The organism is Mesomycoplasma ovipneumoniae ATCC 29419, assembly GCF_028885435.1.
GTDB lineage: Bacteria > Bacillota_I > Bacilli_A > Mycoplasmatales > Metamycoplasmataceae > Mesomycoplasma > Mesomycoplasma ovipneumoniae.
In genome coordinates this window covers 153,653-172,005 of record NZ_CP118522.1, presented here as the reverse complement: position 1 = coordinate 172,005, position 18,353 = coordinate 153,653, and the positions used below count along the sequence as shown (strand labels likewise).

The following is an 18,353-nucleotide window of genomic DNA, read 5'->3' as shown; positions in this document are numbered from 1 at the left end:
AGGCGATGGAAACAGAATAAAACTAGAAAAAAATAGTGCAAATTTTCTCTTAAATTAATATATTAATTTAAAAAATTCAGTCACTTTTTGGTTCGCCTCAGCATAATTAAGTCCTATGTTAAAATATGCCATTTTTAACGATTTTTTATCTCCGCTCTAAAAAATAAAATACCAAATATTTTGAAAAAAATATTTGGTAGTAAATTGTCTATTTTTAAAAAATGATCGTTAAAATTGATCGAATTTTAGCAATTTTGTGACAGGTTTTCTATAATTAATCCATGAAATCAATAAGTAAATAAATGAAATTATAAAAAACATTGCTATTCATATTATGAAAATTAACATTACTATTTGTGAAGTCGAAGGATATATGGCATCTTCACCGAGTATTTTAATGTAAATTTTTGGAATTAAGGGGAGAGACACTGATAAGTTAATGACTAAAATTAGAAATGAAATTATAATTATATTTAATCAATGATAAAGAAAAATCTGCCATGTCTTAGCGCGAAGCGCCTTTAGGATTCCAATTAATTTTACTTTTGAATCAGTTAGATTTTTTGTATAAAAAATCGTTTGTATTAATAAAATTACTATAAAAACAATTAAAATTGCTCCTACAATTATATTTATAAAATTTTGTAAATTATAAGTTAATTTTGATACACCTTTTAATGAGGAGTCAACATTATACTCTTTATTATTCTCAATAAAATTATCAATATTATTTTCCAAATTATCATTTTCAAAATACAACCTTAAAATAATTGGTTCTATTTTTTTGGTCTGACTGGTTTGTGAATTGTCTGGTTCCCTGTTTTTGCTTTTTTGTAATTCGATATCTTCACCAAATTTATGATGCAAAAAACTTAGGTTTAAGTTTTTTGCATTAAGCAAATTATTTATTCCAACAACTTTTAATGTTTTTTTATCTTTGGGACCAGTTAAGACAGCAATTTCTTGTTCTTTTGGTTCTTTGATATCTAATTCTGTAGCCACTTCTTTTGAAATTATAATTTCATCTATGTTTTTAATGTTTCTTCCTATTAAATTTTTTTGATCAAAATTGAACCTATTTTTAAAAAATTCACTTTCATCAATGTAATCAATATGTGCTCCAAGCTTTCTTTTGTCATTATATTCAAAACCTAATGATGGGAAAGTAAAGAAAGGAATAATTTTTTTTATTGATTTATTTTTTTCTCTGAGATTATTAATGTCATTATGTGTGAAGGTTGCCACATCTCTCTCTGATTTTTTGCTAATTAAAACAGAATCAAGTTGCAATTCATTAACTTTAAGAGAATTAGAAGCAAAAATATTTAAATTTAAAACACCAAATAATAATGTCCCAAAAATACTTGTTAGAAAAAGTATTACAAATAAAATAGTTGAAACTAATTTTGATTTATAGTCTGACAGAGTAAGCAATAAACCTGTTTTTAATTCTTGCTTAATTTTTGCAATTTTCGAATAGGAGGAACTCTTAAAAGAAACTAATTGACTACTTTTTTCATGGTTAATTGCTAAATTTTCTTCAGTTTTGTCAATATTTTCTTCGGAAATTTTTCCTTTTTCAATACGAACGATCTTGTCGGCATATTTTTTTGCAAATTCTAAATTGTGGCTGACCACTAATATTGTTTTATTTTTTACAATATTTTTTAGATTTTCAAATACAGAAACACCGTTTTCAAAATCCAAATTTCCTGTTGGTTCGTCAAGCAAAATAAAATCACTATCTCTTGAAAGCGAACGGAGAATTGCTATTCTTTGTTTTTCGCCGCCAGATAAATTATTTACTTTTTGCTTTAATTGCTGAGTTTCAATTGACACGTATTTAGCCTGTTGTTGCAATTCTTTTGGGTCTAAAAGTCTGTTTATTACATTATTTGCAATTAAAATGTTATTTTCTGATGAAATATTAGTGATTAAATTGAAGTCCTGAAAAACAACATCGACTAATGGTTTTTTAATTTCAGAACCATTTTCATCCAAAAAAGAGATTTTTCCACTATCTTTTTTAGTAAAACCGGCAATTAAATTAATAAGAGTTGTTTTCCCTATTCCTGATTTACCAATTATAAACGTTATTTTTCTTGAAGGTATATCAAGATTTAGATTATCGAAAATGATTTTCTTATCAATCTTTTTCGTTAAATTTTCAATTTTTATCATTTTGCTCCGAGTTTATTGTATTCTTCTTATTCAACATAATAAAATTAAGGCTTTTGATAAAAAAATATAATTTTAATAATTTTTAAAAATTATTTTAATAATGCCACAATATCTTTTTTATAAGTTATATAAGAAATTAATGAATATATGATTGATAAAATAAGGAAACTAGCAAACCAGATAATTATAAAAATAACGCTAATTTGCTGATAATCAGGAAAAATTGAATTTTGATGTGAAATTGCACCATAAATTAAAGGCACAAAAGAAATTGAAAATATAATACCAAAAACGAAAACAAAAGCAGAAAGTATTACCAAATTTAATCAATGATACAAGAAAATTTGTGATGTTTTGCCACCAAGAGACTTTAGAATACCAATTGATTTTTTCTTGAATTTAGAAAGATTAGTTGCATATAATGACACAAAAATTAACAAACTTATTCCAAAAATTATTATTGACACAAAAATAATTAATAACAAAGTATATTGAGAGGAAATTGCTCGATTTAGAATTTGATCCGGGCCGCCATTTGTCGAGTAATAACGACTAACGCCCAGTTTACTATATTTATTTAAAAATTCAGTAATATTATTATATAAATTATCATGATCAAAATAAACCACAGCAGCTATTGGAAGTAATTCGTTGGAATATTTTTCAATATTATTGTTAAAAATAGCAATATTTTCCTCATCTTTTTCAGGATCAAAAACTCCAACAACTTTAAAAATTAAAGTATTTTTATTGTTAGAAATTTTTAAAAGTTTTCCTGTTTTGTCAGTTATATTCGAGCTAACTGCTATTTCATTAAAATTTTTAGGCAATGTACCATTTTTTAAGTTTATTGAATTGGCTTGATTTGAATTCTCATAGAAAGACTTATGTATTTTATTGGGTTTTGCAAGTGTCTCGTCAGTTTCTACGGTTGTTGGCCTACTAAAAACATACTTTTCAAAGTCTAATGAAAAATAATCATCAGGTAAAAAATCAAATTGATCAAATTTACTTTCTTTTTCAATTGGTTTTGATTTTTGATAAACTGACTTTAGTTTATCTATGTGAACAAGCGAAAAATTGTTACCATCATCAAGAGACTTATCTAAAATTCCCACAATTGTTGCTGATTCAGAAAAGGGAACTAAATCTTCAAGGTTTTCCCCTAAATTTAATGAATTAAGGTGAACAATTTTAATTGTTTTTCCGATTGGATTATCAATTTCTAATTCTTCAATTAATTTTTGTGAGAGGATAACTTCATTTGGATTGGTAATAAACCTATTACTAAAATTTCCATCTTTACTAAATGAACTAAATCTGTTTTTAAAAAAATCGGATTCATCAGTTGATCGAATAGAACGATTATTGAGAGAAACATTATCATTATAGATGAATGTATAATCTTTAAGGCTACTATATAGTAAACTAGTGTGTTTTATTTTGGGGTTATCCTTTTTAAGTTGGTCGATTTCTTCAGGGGCTAAAGAAATAATATCCTTTTCGCGAATTGCAATAGCATCAAAATTTGATTGGGCAAGCGTGTCAGTGACTATATTTTTTGCTGAAACATGTAAGTTCATGAAAATAACCATGCTAAAAATTAAAGCAAAAAATGTTACTAAAACTAAAATAAAACTCGTAATTTTTGACTTAAAATCCGCGAGCACAAGCAATAAAGCTACTTTAAATTTTTGTAAGAAACCAGGTTTTTTATAGACTTGGTTTGATATTGGGTTTGAGTGTTTATTTTTTGATTCAACATTAATTTGTTTGTTATTTTCTATAACATTAACGGATAAATTTTCTAAATTAATAATTTGATCAGCATATTGGTTTGCTAATTCTAAATCATGACTAACAATTAAAATTGTTTTACTTTCAGAAGCTTTAACTAACAAATCGAGTAAGGCAATGGAATTTTCATGGTCCAAATTACCAGTTGGCTCATCAAGCAAAATAAAATCACTTTTTCTTGATAGACTTCTTAAAAATGCAGCACGTTGTTTTTCACCACCCGATAAGTTTTTCGCTAGCTGATCTAATTTGTTGGTTTCAATACCGATAGAATTCGCGGCTTGTTGTATTTCTAAATCATCTGATTCACGATTCAAAATGTGATTTGCTATTAAAATATTATTTTTTATGCTTAATGACTCAATTAAATTAAAGTCTTGAAAAACAACATCAACTAATGGTTTTTCCAATTCAGAACCATTTTTGTCAAAAAAAGAAATTTTTCCACTGTCTTTTTTTGTAAATCCGGCAATTAAATTAATAAGCGTGGATTTACCAATTCCAGATTTTCCGATTACAAATGTAATTTTATTTAAAGGGATTTCCAGATTTAAATTATTAAAAATAAAATTATTATCAATTTTTTTAGTTAATTTTTCTATTTTTATCATTATTAAAATTTACTTTTTTTATCCATATAATGCGGGAATATGGCGGGTCTGTAATTTGAATTTTTGTCGCGAATCAGCGGGTTATTTGTTGCGATTGAAGTATATTCATAGTCATCTATCACTAATCCGGTTGCATATTGACCGAAATCTGATATTTTGTAATTCCATCCAACACCTTGATAATTCATTACTAGTCTATCAGCATTTCTTTTTTCAAATGTTTCTATTAATTCATAGGAATTAAATTCAAATTTTACTGATGCACCAAGTTCAGCAGTTACTTCCCTTTTTTTAGTAGCATAAGCTACCTTACCATTTATTACAAAAGACGGGGTAGCTAGTCCAGAAATTCAAGAATGCGTCTTTAAATTAATTTCATCTGGTTTATAATTATAATAATAATTATAATAATTGGAAAAATTTCTGTTTTTGGTGTACTGAATTTCTGCTCTTCCTAATCACGCAGCTTTATCTTGCCAAAATAATCCGCCCCAATATACAACTTGTTTAACGCCCTTAATAAGAATTTCTAATTCTCCTTGATCGGTTATTCGGATTTTGTGATTTTCTTCAAAATCAAGTTCTTCTGGATTAAAATCTTTTGGATTAAAGTAACTATTGTAACCATTGTAATCATTTTTTTTAGATAGTCCCTTGTGATTTGATCCGCGAAGTTCGTTTAAAATAAGCTGTGCTTTTGTTGCTCTTCATGCTTTGTCTGGTTTATAATATGAAAATAATTGAGGTTGCGATTTTTCGCTTGTTAAATTTATGTTGTTGTGGACGCTACTATAAGAAAAAAATGTTACAGGAATAAGACCAATAAAAGTGAAGCCTAAAATTTTTTTTAATTTTGAAATAATCATAATTGTGCCTTTCTAAATAATAATAATAATAATAATAATAATAATAATCATTTTTTTTTTTATATTTTTACTATTATACCATTTTTACAAAATATTTTTGTATTTCAAATTAATTTTTTAATTAAAGTCTATAATTTGCTAAGAAAGTAAAAATTATTTAATTAGAAACATGTTGATTTTAATTTTATCTACAATAATTTTTTATAATTTTATAAAAAAGTAGTGACTGTTTATAATTTTGTTTTTAAATGTAATTCTCCATTCTCTCAATTTGACGCTGTATTCTTGATTTTTTTGAAATTAATATAGTAATTTATCGAATTTTTGAACTTATTTATTTATATTTATAGATTTTTTGCCATTAGTTGCTTTTTTGTGGTAATATCATTTTAGATATTAACAAAAAATTTAAGAGGATTGCTATGAAAAAAATTGCTAATTTCTTGATAATTGAACAAAAAAATGAAATTTTTACTATCTATTTAACGGCCGAATTACAAGATGATCTTGGAACAATCGGATTTTTAAAATTTACTAATAAAAAACAACTAGAAAAAGATGATGTTGTCGCTAAAATTGAAGCATCAAAAACTGTTTTTTCAATAAAAACACCCTTAAAATGTAGAATTATTGAACTTAATCAATTAGCTGAAAAGGATCCAAAAATTTTGAATTCGCATGAGTCAGATAAAAATTGACTTTTTAAAGCAAAAGATATAGACCAAAGTGAATTTGATGAACTTGAGGACTTTTAGTATACTAGATCAAGCGATAGAAATTAAGAAAATCCTTGATTCAGCTGATGCAATTGTTGTTGGAGTTGGTTCAGGACTAACAAGTGCAGATGGAAATAATTATTATGGATCAAAATTCAGTGATAAGTTTAAAGATTTTATCGAAAAATACCATTTTTTAGATATGCTTCAAGCTTCGCTTTATGATTTTGGATCATGAGAAGTATACTGAGCTTTTCATAGTAGATTTGCAAAAGTTAATTTTTTAGATCTTAAAGAATCAGAAAGTTTTTTGAATTTGAAAAAAATTTTAGAAAATAAGAATTTTTTTATAATAACCACAAATTCTGATAGTTTTTTTGAAAAATCAGGATTTGACAATCAAAAAATTTTTTACATCCAGGGTAAATATAATTTAATGCAGTGCTCAAAAATGTGTAAAAATTTTTTATACCAAGATGATGAATTGATTCTAAAAATGGTACAAAATCAAAAAAATATGAAGGTTGACTATAATTTATTGCCAAAATGCCCAGAATGTAATGCCTTTTTAGAAATAAACAAAAGAATTTCGTTTAAAGGAATGGTAGAAGACCAAAACTTCGACAACCAAAAAGCAAATTACAATAATTTTATTGAACAAAATAAAGATAAAAACTTAGTTTTTCTTGAAATAGGGGTTGGATTTACGACCCCGCAATTAATTAAATTGCCGTTTCAAGAGATGACAAAAAAATTCAAAAATGCAAAATATCTAGTTATAAATCAGAAAAAATACCGTACTAACAAGGATATTCTTGAAAAATCCTATTTTTTTCATGAGGATATTAAATTACTTCTACAAAAAATAACAGAACAGGAATAAAAATGTACTTAATCGAACCAAAACGCAATGGAAAATGAGTTTTTGACGGTGCAATTTTGCTCGCAATTCAATATTGAGCAATCAAAAACTTAAAACTAGATGAAACAATCGTTTTTCCTTATATTTGTGATCCACATGTCCAAATTGGTTATTTCCAAAATCCAAGTGTTGAAGTTAACCTTGAACTTCTAAAGCAAAAAAATATTGAAGTTGTTAGACGCGACACTGGTGGTGGAGCAATTTATTTAGATAGAAATGGAGTAAATTTTTGTTTTTCATTCCCATATGAAAAAAATAAAAATTTACTCGGAAATTATGCACTATTTTATGAACCGGTTGTTAAAGTTTTGCAAAACTTAGGGATAAAAAATGTGCAATTTAGTGGAAAAAATGACCTTCAAATTGAAGAAAAAAAGTTTCTGGTGCGGCAATGTCGCTTGTAAATGATAGAATTTATGCAGGTTTTTCACTTTTATATGATGTAGATTTTGATTTTATTGGCAAAATTCTAACTCCAAACCAGAAAAAAATTGAAGCAAAGGGGATAAAATCTGTTTCTCAACGGGTAACTAATTTGAAAAATAAGCTTTCAGAAGAATACCAAAATTTTTCCATTTTTGAAGTGAAAGACTTATTTTTGACTGAATTTTTGAAAGTAAATTCAGAAGAAAAGTTTAAAAAATACGAACTTACTGATAGTGATTGAGTTCAAATTGACAAAATGGTTGCTGAAAAATACAAAAATTGGGATTTTGTTTGAGGACTTAGTCCAAATTATTCGTTCAACAGATCGATTAGAACAAAAGTTGGAACAATAACATTTTCTTTAGAAATTGATGAAGGAAAAATTAGCAAAATTAAAATTTCAGGCGATTTTTTCCCGAAAAAATCACTTTTAGAGTTAGAAAATTTCTTAATTGGGACAAAATTAACTCATGATCAACTATTAAATCGGCTAAAAGATGCAAAATTAGATGATTATTTTAGTCAAAAAATTGATGAAGAAGAAATTTGTAACTTACTTTTAAACTAAATATGAAAAACAAACTTTTTAAACCGTATCAAATTGGTAATTTCACATTAAAAAACCGATTTGTTTTTAGCCCAATTAATCTTAATCTTTCTGAAAAGGGCCAAGTTTGCCAAGCAGATTTAGATTTTTTTAGTGCTAGAGCTCATAGTGCGCCAATGACAATTACAGGCGGAGTTTATGTTTGTAAATCAGGTAGTTTGTTCAAATATGGTCATAGTATCGAAAATGACAGCGATATTGAAGGTCTAGCAAAACTTGCAAAAGCAATAAAATCAAAGGGAAGTATCGCAATTTTGCAATTAATTCATGCTGGTTCTCACTCTGTTTCAAAAATTGAAAAAGATGGTTTTTGCTATGGGCCTAGTGCTGAAAAGCGAAATTATCCTGTAAAATACAAGGTTTTTCGTCTTACACAAAAACAAATTCAAAAAATTGTTAGCCAATATGCAGATGCTTGTCTAAGGGCAATTAAGGCTGGTTTTGATGGGGTTGAAATTTCTTCAGCCCAAAAATTATTACCGCAAGAATTTTTCTCACATTATACTAACAAGCGAAATGATAAATATGGCTGTCAAAATATTGAAAATAGATCTCGGTTTTTAGTAGAAATATTAGAAAAGGTACAAAAAACTATTTTAAAATCAAAAAATCCTAATTTTTTGTTAGGTTACCGGGCAACACCTGAGGAACGAAGAGGCGATAATTTAGGTTACACAGTCGAAAATTTCCTAGATTTCTTAGATTTAATCGAAAAAAGGGGGATAAAAATTTCTTACCTTGCAATTGCCGGTTGGGGTTTTGACGTTTTTCGTGACAAAGTTCGTTCAAAATCAAATAATTTTAACCGCTTAATTTCCGATGTAGTTTATGAAAAATTACAAGGAAAAATCCCGGTTATCGCTAGTGGTTCAATAAATTCCTTAGAAAAAACAGTCGAAGCTATTCAATTTTCTGATTTTGTCGGAATTTCCTCAGCATTTGTACCTGATCCTGATTTTGTTGAAAAAATTGAGAAAAATCAGCCAATAAAATTAAGTCTCGAACCAGAAGAATTTGAAAAATTAAAAATAAGTAAAAATGCCTTTAAGGAAATTGGCCATTACTTTGAATATGGCAAATCTTTGCCTGAAAATGCTCGAAAAACTATTTTAAATAATTCAAAAAAACCAGAATAATTTTTTTTGCGAGTTTCCCAGTTTGATGAGATAATCTTAAAAAAGTGTCTGTTTTTTGGGCACTTTTTTAACTTTTTAGCAAACAAAGGAAAAATAACTATCAAAGTAAAAACACTAAATTTTAAATCTAACACTCACGAAAGAAAAAAACAACTACTATTTAAACTCAATGTAAATAGAAAACTCGTTTTTACTTAAATTGAGCCTAAAAAAATATATGAAGTTTTGAAAGAACAATAACCAAAAGCCCTAAATTTAAAGATTTCTAAACGGGTAAATTTAAGACATTCCATTATATTTAAAAACATAATGGATAATTCGCATTTTCTGATTTTTTTATGACAAAAACATAACTAATTCTCCCTTAATTCAATATCAAATTTATTAATTATTCTTAAGTGACTCTAATTATAACAGAATTTTTTTCTAGACCAAGCATTTTTTTTTTTTTTTACAAAAGGCTAATTTTAAAATAATAAAAATTAAGACTTTAGCTAAAAAAACACGGATTTACCGTTATTTTTGTATATTTTTATCCACTAAAAAGTGAATTTTTGCCACCAAACCAGGAAACTCTGGAAAATGCAAAATAATTTTTTTTCTTTGAAAAATAAACAAAAAAATATATAATTATACATTTATTAATTATATATTTTTTTGTGTGAAGTAATATGATTGTTGATTTAAAACTAATTTTTGAAAAACAAAAAATTTTAGATAAACTTTTTGCTGAATATAGTTATGGTAATGATTTAATTACAAAGGTTGATCACCAATGGCAAGATAAGGTAATAATTGCTGCGATAGTCGAAATTGCTGAATTTGCAAATGAAATTGAAAGCTTTAAATATTGAAAAATTAACAAAAAGTCTAATTTTGATAAAACTATCGAAGAATTTGTTGATGCAATTCATTTTCTTGTTTCAGCCGGAATTCACTTTCAGAGCCAACAAGTTTTTGAAACAAAATTTGTTGAGAACGAAGATATTAACGAACAATTTAAAAAAGTCTTTATTTTAGCCTCTGAGTTTTTGCATAAAAAGGAAAAAGAAACTCTTGTGAATTTGTTTGAATATTTCCTTGGCTTTATTGAAATTTTGAACTGAAATATTGATCAAGTAACTCAAGCTTATTTGGAAAAGTACAATAAAAATCTTGAAAGAATTAAAAATCAATATTAAATTTAATTTTTCAAAATAATTTTATTTTGAAAAATTAAACGGCACAAGACTCGCAAAATTCATAGTTTTCTGAATCTTCAAGGACATCTTGGCGAATTCTTACATAATAAATTGACTTGCAACCTTTTTTAAAGGCATGAATATATGCTTTATTTAAGTCGCGAGTTGTTGCTTTGTCAGTTAAAAATAATGTCATTGAAATTGACTGGTCCACGTGTTTTTGGGCCTCGGCGACCATGTTAATAATTGGAATTGGTCCAAGTTCGTATGCTCCTTTTTGATAAAAGTCATATGTTTTTGGTCCTAATTGATATGAAGGAACATAAATTCGCCCTAATTTCCCTTCTTTTCTAACTTCAACAGGGGCAACAACCGGCTGCAATGAAGGAGTACAAGAATTAAGATAAGAAATTGACCCAGTTGGAGCAATTGCCATTAAATGTGAATTTGCAATTCCGTGAGTTTTAATTTGCTCGACAAGTTCAATTCAGTCTTGTTGAGAGGGAATTTCAACTTGATAGTCTTCAAAAAGTTGCTGAATTCTAGCGGTTTTTGGTACAAAAGTGGACTTATCAACTTTTGTATATTTTTCAAAATATTTGCCGCTGGCAAATGTGGTTTTTTCAAAACCAGCAAAAGGCCCAAATTTTTTTGCCAATTCTAAAGAAGACTTAAAAGCAGAAAATGCTAGACAATAAAAGAAAATATTTGTAAAGTCAAGAGCTTCTTCTGAGTCATACATTATTTGGTTTTTGGCCAAAAAACCGTGTAAATTCATAGCTCCAAGTCCAATTGCGTGGTTTAAATTATTCCCTTTTTGAATTGAAGGGGCAACTGAAAGATCAGAATTTCTTGAGACACTATCAAGTCCGACGATTGAATAGTGAACCATTTTTTGAAAATCTCTACCTGATTCCATGGCTTTGTCAATATTTAGTGAACCTAAATTACAACAGATATCTTGGCCAATTTCTTTAAAACTTAAGTCAGGAAAATAAGAACTTGGAGTTGAAGGTTGAGTAATTTCTGAACATAAATTTGACATTACAACCCGATCAGGATGAGCATTTGCATCATTAACAGTGTCTTCAAATAAAATATAAGGATAACCGCTTTCAAATTGTAGTTCAGCAATTGTTTGAAATAATTTTCTTGCTGAAATAAAGGTTTTTTTAATTTTGGGATTATCTAGCATTTTGTAGTATTCTTGGGTGATTGAAATGTCACTAAAAGGTTTTTTGTAAAATTTTTCGGTGTCATAGACAGAAAAAAGTGCCATTTGTTCGTTGTTTTTAGCCAAGGTCAGTGTTATATTTGGGATTATAACGCCTAAAGACAGCGATTTTATTCTGATTTTTTCATCAGCATTTTCCCTTTTTGTATCAAGGAAAGACAGAATATCAGGATGGTGAACATTTAAATAAACAGCACCAGCACCTTGACGTTGACCAAGTTGGTTTGCATAGGAAAAAGAGTCTTCAAGTATTTTCATGACAGGAATTACACCTGTTGCTTGATTTTCAATGTTTTTAATTGGCGCCCCTAGTTCACGTAAATTTGTCAGCAAAACACTAACTCCGCCACCACGCTTTGAAAGTTGCAAAGAAGTTGTAATTGCCCGCGAAATTGATTCCATATTGTCTTCAACTCTAATCAAATAGCAAGAAACAAACTCTCCTCTTCTTAGTTTTCCTGCATTTAAAAAAGTTGGGGTAGCTGGTTGAAATCTGCCTAACATTATTTGCTCAAGAATTTCTCTGGCGTCTTCAAAATTTCCGTTAGCCAAAAATAAACTATTTAACAAAGCTCGGTCAGGAAAATGTTCTAAATATGTTAGATTATCATCAGATTTTAGGGCATATGAAGAATAAAATTTAAAAGCACCCATAAATGAAGGGAAAAAATGATTGTAACTTCAAGCTTTTTGATTTAATTCCTCAAGTTGTTCAAATGAGTACTGATTTATGACTGCAGGGTCATAATAATTTTGGCTAAGCAAAAAATTAATTCGGTCTTTGAATGAATTAAATACTTTAAATCGAGGCTCAATATGTTCAGAAATATATTTTTGCCCGGCTAAAATATCAAATTTATATGCATCTGGATTTTTTGAAAATAATTTGGCCTTTGCATTTAGGCTAATATAACTTTCAGAACTACTAGAACTAAAAGCATGATTTTTGTCGTGTGTTTTCATTTATTTTTCCCAAAAATTATTTAATATTGTCTTAACATTAATAACATCGTCAGAAGTCCCTAAGAGCTCAAAGTGATATAAAAAAGGGACATTCAATTTTTTTGACAAAACCGGGCCAGCAAGAGCATATGTATCGCCAAAATTAGTGTTTCCAGAGGCAATAACTCCTTTACAAAATTTACGGTTTTGTTCATTATTTAAAAATTTTATTACCGGTTTTGGCACCGAACCGCTTGTTTCACCTTTTCCGCCGCTGTAAGTAGGACAAAAAAGTACATAATCTTGATTGACTTCAATTTGCGAGTCAAGATCAATTGGAATTCTTTGATTTTTAAAGCCAAGCTTTTCAATAAAACGGTGAGTATTATTAGAAATTGAAGAGAAATAAACAAGAAAAATTTCACCTTTAGGTTTAGAATAATCACCTAATTCATAGGGTTTTTTGTTATTTTCCATTTTAAAACTCCCAGTCTTCATCTTCAGTTTCTTCAGCAAGGGCCATTACATAAGAAGAACCATTTCCTGAGAAAAAATCATGATTCTCGTCTGCCCGAGCTGATAATTGACTAAAAACTTCAGGTTCAATTTCAGTTTCTTCTTTTGTAAAAGGTGAGTCATATCCTAAATTTTGTAAAAATTTGCCAGCATTATAAAGACTAAATTTTATTGCAGATTCAGCAATTCCAACTTCAGAATATAAGTCATATAAATAATCTTTTTCTAAGTCGATTAATTTATAAAGTAAATCAAAAACAAAGTCTTTCATTTCTTTTTGTTTTTCAGGACTTAGTTTTTCAACTTTTCTTTGATATTTATAGCCTGAATAATAATTGTGGATCACTTTGTCGCGTAAAATTAAACGAATTATATCAGAAGTATTTGGCAGTTTTGATCTTGAAGAAAGGTAAAAAGGGAGATAAAAACCGCCATAAAGTAGAAAACCAGGCATTAGTGCGGCAGCAACTTTTGATTTTAAAGGATCTTTTCCAACATAAAAAGGGATTAGGATTCTTGCTCTTTTTTGTAATTTTTCATTATTTATTACTCAATTGTGTGCCTCTTCGATTTCCTCGCTTGAACAAAAAGTTGAAAAAATCGAACCATAAGAACGAGCATGAACTCCCACCATAAAGGCAAAATTAGCATATATAACTTGCTCGTGATCGGTCAGAGAATGACCAATTTGGGCTACATCACCAATTGTTGCTTGAATTGTATCAAGCAAAGTTAGACCTGTAAAAGTTCGGGTTACAAGTTGTTGTCATTCTGGTGACAGACTTCTTCATGATTCTAAATCGTTTGAAAGCGGAATTTTTTCTGGAATTCAGAAATTTTGAACTACACGGGTTCAAACTTCTAAATCTTTAGGATCATTGATGACATTTCAGTTTACTGACCGCATTTTGCCCGAAAAATTGTTATAGGCATATTCCAGAGGCGAAACTGAAAGGTTATAGTAATCATTTTTTTGTTTAATTTTTGAATTGTTGTTTTCTTGACTCATTTTCCCACCTCTAAATAGCTATTTAAATAATTAAAAAATTAAATGGAATATAATTTTACCAAAAAGAAAAGGTATTTAAGAAAAATTTATTTTTTAATTTAATTTTGTTTGTTTTTTTGGCCTGAAAAATTAAAAAAACCCTATGAATTTATAGGATTTTTTTGTATTTGGGGGGTAAAAAAGGAAAAATTTTATTGTCAATTTTTTGAACCTTTTGGAAAAAACTAAGAAAAAATAATTTTAAAGACAAAAATAACAAAATTAGACTTATAAAGTTGTCAAGGTGTTGCCAAATACAAAAACAAAACCGCCAACAACAAAAATTACACACAAAAAAATATGGGCATTGTATTTTGCTCTTTGTCAAGCAGGTAAAAACATTTTTGTCTGCTCGTAAGTAAAATGTTTTTTGCCCGGATTTTCTCTTTTTCAATCTTCCATTTGAAGTTCTTTGTATTGTTGAATTTTTTTTCTTGTATATTTGTGAAATGAAATTGAAACTATCGCAAGAACAAAGAAAATAACAGAAAGACTAATTAAAACTGGTTGTGGAAGATCTATTAGTCTAATTCCAGAATAAAAAGGATTTATGTTTTTTTGCATAATATAATAATTATAATGATTTATTTTATATTTTAATGTAAACTGTTGTTATTAATGTAAAAAAGTAAACTTTTGCCTTTAAAAGTTTACTTTTTAATTTCTCAATTTTTTATTAAAAAATTATTTAATGAATTTTTTAATAAAAAGATTATTTAAGGTTGAAACTGTTTCAACATTTGTTGCTAAAGTAGGTGAGTCATAAACTGCAAAACCTTTGAACAAGATTTGAGTTGGAGATGCAGTTTGAGCAGTGTTAGTTTGAGTTTGAGTTTCTCCGGATGTGGTTGAACTTGTTTCAACTTTAGGACCTAAATGAGTTCAGGTTAAATTTTTAGCGTGATCAACACGTGAAAAACTTAGGTCTAAAGAACTAGAAATTCTTTGACTATAAGGATTTTTTGCTTTCGTTGAAGTAAGTCAAATTGTCCATTTATTTTGATTTTTTATTAAAGTTAGGAACATTAAATCTCCATCTTTAATAAAGTCAAAGTCATCAGCTTCTTCCTTATTTACATTAGTTTGTCTGAAAGGATTTGGTGGAGCAAATCCAAAAATTAGTTGAACTATATTTTCTGCCTCAGCGGTAGACCCACTACCTGAACCACCACCAGAACTAGAAGCTGAACTTGGTTCTTTAAATTGGAGTCTTGTATCAGCTTCTCCATCAGCACCGGAAATTAAAGCAACAATTGAGTCAACTTTTTTACTTCCATCAGAAGAAGTATAACCCGGATTTTCATCAAGTCCTAAAACAAATTTCTCAGTTTTTCCGTCGCCTAATTTGGTTTTCTTAATAAAAATACCTTTACCGTCTTCAGATGCAATTAAATAATGTTTTTTATCATTGTTAATATTACGCGGTTGGAAAGCTAAAAATATTACTCCAGATTCAAGAATTTGTTTTTTAGGTTCAGGAGTAGGTGTTGGTGTTGGTGTTTCAGTAGTTGCTACTGTTGTACTTGCTTCTGTCGTTTCAGCTGCATTTTCCTGACCTGGACTTGTAGGAACCTCTTTAATTTCAACAGCTTTTTTTACTAATAATCCATCTTTAGTCGCAACATTTTCTTTATCATTTTCAAGATCAATTGTTACATCACCACGGTTAAGTGGTTGTATTTTTGTAATTTTGTCACTTCCATCTGTTTTTTGATTTTGACGAAAATCAAAAAATACGGTTGGATTATAACTTCTTAGAACATCATAATCAGCATCATTTTCTAATTGTGTAATTGAGAAAATAGCTTTAGGATTTGAATCTTTTTGCTCTGTTTCAGTTTTTCCAAAACTAAGAATTACATCAATTTGACTATTAGATTTTGTAACTACTTCTGCTTGATAATCAGTTTGACCAAGTGCAGAATAATTAGATTTTTGTAAAAATGCTCAAAGTTCAACACCTAAACCTTTAAAAGTTGAAACTTCATTTGTTTCAGTTTTAGTAGTTGAATCATCTTTAGTTTTAGCAGGATCGTCTTGGAATGTTGTTGTTTGGGCTCCAGAGGTTGAGGTAGCGGCGGCAGGGGCGGCAGCAGGTGGTGAAGCAGGAGCAGGAGGTGTAGCCGGAGCTGGCGGTTGAGATTCTGCTGGTTGGCTTCCGGACGTTGTGCCTGTTTCTGCTTCTGGTTTTTTCTCACCTTCTTTTGGTTTTTCGCTACCAGTGTCTTTAGAAGCAGGCTCAAATCTTGGTTTGTTTAGATCTATATATTTTTGAAGAGCACTGGCACTTTCAGGTTCCATTCCTAAATCTAAAATGAAAAGTTTTTTAGCTACTTCGGTAAAAGTTTTTTGTTTTTTAGCATCTTCAACAACTTCTAACACTAGAGATTTAACATATTCTAAAGTTAATTTTGGACCATTAGGATTTTCTTTGAATTCAAAAGTTTTAGCCAGTGGATTAAAGTTTGCAAACTTTGGATCTTTAGGATCAATTTTGTCTAAATTTGTAAAGTCAACTTCTGAATTTTGTTTTAAAACGGCATTTAAAACTTTTCGTTGATTTTCATCATAATCAAGTTGAACTTCAACATTAGATTTTGAAGAACCAAGATCAACTAAAACAAATTTAGAATCATTTCCTTTTCCTAAACTAGCAAGCGAAGATTCAAGAACTTTCGGATAATTTGACTTAACAAATTCACTTTCAAGGTAAGGTGCTTCAATATTTAGTTGTTTTTCTATTTGAAAATCAACCTCAAAAGAAACTTTATTTTCTTGTACAAGTTTATCTTTTTGCGCTTGGGTTAAATTTTCTGCTAATTTAATGCTATTAATTTTAACAAAATAACCATCAAGTCCAGGAACTTGGAATTTTTCAGACTTTGAATTGAAAAAAGCACTTAAATCTTGGCGGTTTATGTCAACTTTTGCATTATTAGCTTGTGAATTTTGGCCTGAATCTTGGAAAAGTTGGGTCGAAACTTGGCTCTGTCGTCCATTTTGTTGTGAGTTTTGCGTAATTTTGCTCAAGACTGTGGCGAGATTAACGGGGTTATTATCAGTTTTGTAGACGATTTGGGCCAAACTTAGATTATCTTTAACAAGTGCAATTTGAACCAGTGGTTTCAATTGAACAAAATCGCTAAATTGTGAAAGAATTTTTTGCTCAACAGCTTTTACATCATCGCTTAATTTTTTAATTCCTAAAATTGGAAAGTCAAATTCTTTGATAAGTTTGCCAGATGGATCTTTTAGTTCAAAAGAAATTGAAAGAGTTCCGGCTTGATCGTTAAGATTTTTGAAAACTAAGTTTTCAACTTTCATTAGACTGTCAACTCTTTTGGTATCTGAATCGCCAACCATAACTATTTTTTCTTGTTTAGCTTTTTGGTTTTCAACTGTTTTTGGTGCTAAAACATAACCTTTTTCCAAAATTGAAGGTAGACCTAAAGTATTAACTAAATTATAAGCCAGTCCATTTTGGAATAAAGCATCAGAAAAAGCTTGTGATTTTGAACGTGTTCTTTTATAAAAAGCTTGAAAGTCATTATCAAGTTTAAAAGCAACTTCTGAGGCTACTAAATTGGAACTTTTTGTACCTGTAAGTTCTAGTTTTGACTTTTCAAGATCAATTTGGAATCCAACTAAATCACCATCAGCCTTATCGCTTTGGGCAAAACCTTTGAGGTCAGTTTGTTTTGAATAAGTAAGTTTGAATTGGTCTGAATGAGCATAAACTACAACATTTTTTACTTCAGTGCCAGAAGGACTTGCTTTTTCAATGTCTAAAACTACCCGAAAATTGTGTTTAGTTATTGGACTAAAGTCATATGCATTTAAAAAATTAAATGCATATGAAGGATTTTTAGCCAATGCAAGTGCTGTTTTTGCTGATAAATTTTTATACTGGTCGTGTAATTTTAGATTATTAAGGGCATTAATAAAATCTTCTTCGCTAAAGGTAGACTGAGTTTTTAAATTGACAACTTCATTTTTATCAACGTTTCCAAAAATTTGTGAACTATATGAACGCTCAAAAATTGTTAAACCAATAGGAACTGCAACGATTGTTGTAAGAATTGCGGTGATCGAAAAACCTGTTGAAATTATTGTTTTTATACTTTTTGATTTATTTTCTTTATTTAACATTTTTTCTCCTTTAAAATGGTA

Annotated in this window: 12 protein-coding genes and 1 pseudogene; 5 read left to right on the top strand and 8 right to left on the bottom strand. The window is 28.7% G+C overall.

What is annotated here, in order from left to right:
* Window positions 1-228: 228 nt before the first annotated feature.
* The 3 genes from PWA39_RS00735 to PWA39_RS00725 all read right to left on the bottom strand — a co-directional run bounded on the left by PWA39_RS00735 (window position 229) and on the right by PWA39_RS00725 (window position 5,455).
* Complete coding sequence (locus PWA39_RS00735) at window positions 229-2,181, bottom strand: ABC transporter ATP-binding protein/permease (RefSeq protein WP_069099330.1); 1,953 nt, start codon at window positions 2,179-2,181, stop codon at window positions 229-231.
* A gap of 89 nt (window positions 2,182-2,270) precedes the next feature.
* A complete protein-coding gene (locus tag PWA39_RS00730) occupies window positions 2,271-4,589 on the bottom strand; it encodes an ATP-binding cassette domain-containing protein (protein WP_069099329.1) in 2,319 nt (772 codons plus the stop codon).
* A gap of 2 nt (window positions 4,590-4,591) precedes the next feature.
* On the bottom strand, window positions 4,592-5,455 hold the full coding sequence (locus PWA39_RS00725) for a hypothetical protein (RefSeq protein ID WP_069099328.1): 864 nt from the start codon (window positions 5,453-5,455) through the stop codon (window positions 4,592-4,594).
* 422 nt (window positions 5,456-5,877) lie between these two features.
* Here PWA39_RS00725 and PWA39_RS00720 point away from each other — a divergent pair, with 422 nt between their 5' ends.
* From PWA39_RS00720 to PWA39_RS00700, 5 genes and pseudogenes are all read left to right on the top strand, one after another.
* Complete coding sequence (locus tag PWA39_RS00720; RefSeq protein ID WP_010321305.1) at window positions 5,878-6,210, top strand: glycine cleavage system H family protein; 333 nt, start codon at window positions 5,878-5,880, stop codon at window positions 6,208-6,210.
* The gene (locus PWA39_RS00715) at window positions 6,191-7,054 is read left to right on the top strand and encodes an SIR2 family NAD-dependent protein deacylase (RefSeq protein ID WP_069099327.1); all 864 of its coding nucleotides are present in this window, start codon (window positions 6,191-6,193) and stop codon (window positions 7,052-7,054) included. Before PWA39_RS00720 ends, PWA39_RS00715 begins: the two co-directional genes overlap by 20 nt.
* Window positions 7,055-7,056: 2 nt before the next feature.
* Window positions 7,057-8,087 (top strand): annotated as a pseudogene (locus PWA39_RS04055) (lipoate--protein ligase).
* Between the two features lie 2 nt (window positions 8,088-8,089).
* Window positions 8,090-9,262, top strand: coding sequence for an NADH-dependent flavin oxidoreductase (locus tag PWA39_RS00705; RefSeq protein WP_069099326.1), 1,173 nt, complete (start codon window positions 8,090-8,092; stop codon window positions 9,260-9,262).
* 671 nt (window positions 9,263-9,933) lie between these two features.
* Window positions 9,934-10,443, top strand: coding sequence for a dUTP diphosphatase (locus PWA39_RS00700; protein WP_075949641.1), 510 nt, complete (start codon window positions 9,934-9,936; stop codon window positions 10,441-10,443).
* A gap of 34 nt (window positions 10,444-10,477) precedes the next feature.
* Here PWA39_RS00700 and nrdE read toward each other — a convergent pair whose 3' ends face one another.
* The 5 genes from nrdE to PWA39_RS00675 form a co-directional block, all read right to left on the bottom strand.
* The gene (gene nrdE, locus PWA39_RS00695) at window positions 10,478-12,640 is read right to left on the bottom strand and encodes a class 1b ribonucleoside-diphosphate reductase subunit alpha (RefSeq protein WP_069099324.1); all 2,163 of its coding nucleotides are present in this window, start codon (window positions 12,638-12,640) and stop codon (window positions 10,478-10,480) included.
* Entirely contained in the window at window positions 12,641-13,096 is a 456-nt protein-coding gene (nrdI, locus tag PWA39_RS00690) for a class Ib ribonucleoside-diphosphate reductase assembly flavoprotein NrdI (protein ID WP_069099323.1), read from the bottom strand.
* 1 nt (window position 13,097) lies between these two features.
* Window positions 13,098-14,144 (bottom strand): class 1b ribonucleoside-diphosphate reductase subunit beta, encoded by a 1,047-nt coding sequence (gene nrdF, locus PWA39_RS00685; RefSeq protein WP_075949642.1) that lies wholly within the window; start codon window positions 14,142-14,144, stop codon window positions 13,098-13,100.
* Between the two features lie 267 nt (window positions 14,145-14,411).
* Entirely contained in the window at window positions 14,412-14,747 is a 336-nt protein-coding gene (locus PWA39_RS00680) for a hypothetical protein (protein WP_069099322.1), read from the bottom strand.
* 120 nt (window positions 14,748-14,867) lie between these two features.
* Window positions 14,868-18,332 (bottom strand): P110/LppT family adhesin N-terminal domain, encoded by a 3,465-nt coding sequence (locus tag PWA39_RS00675; RefSeq protein ID WP_069099321.1) that lies wholly within the window; start codon window positions 18,330-18,332, stop codon window positions 14,868-14,870.
* Window positions 18,333-18,353: the final 21 nt, after the last annotated feature.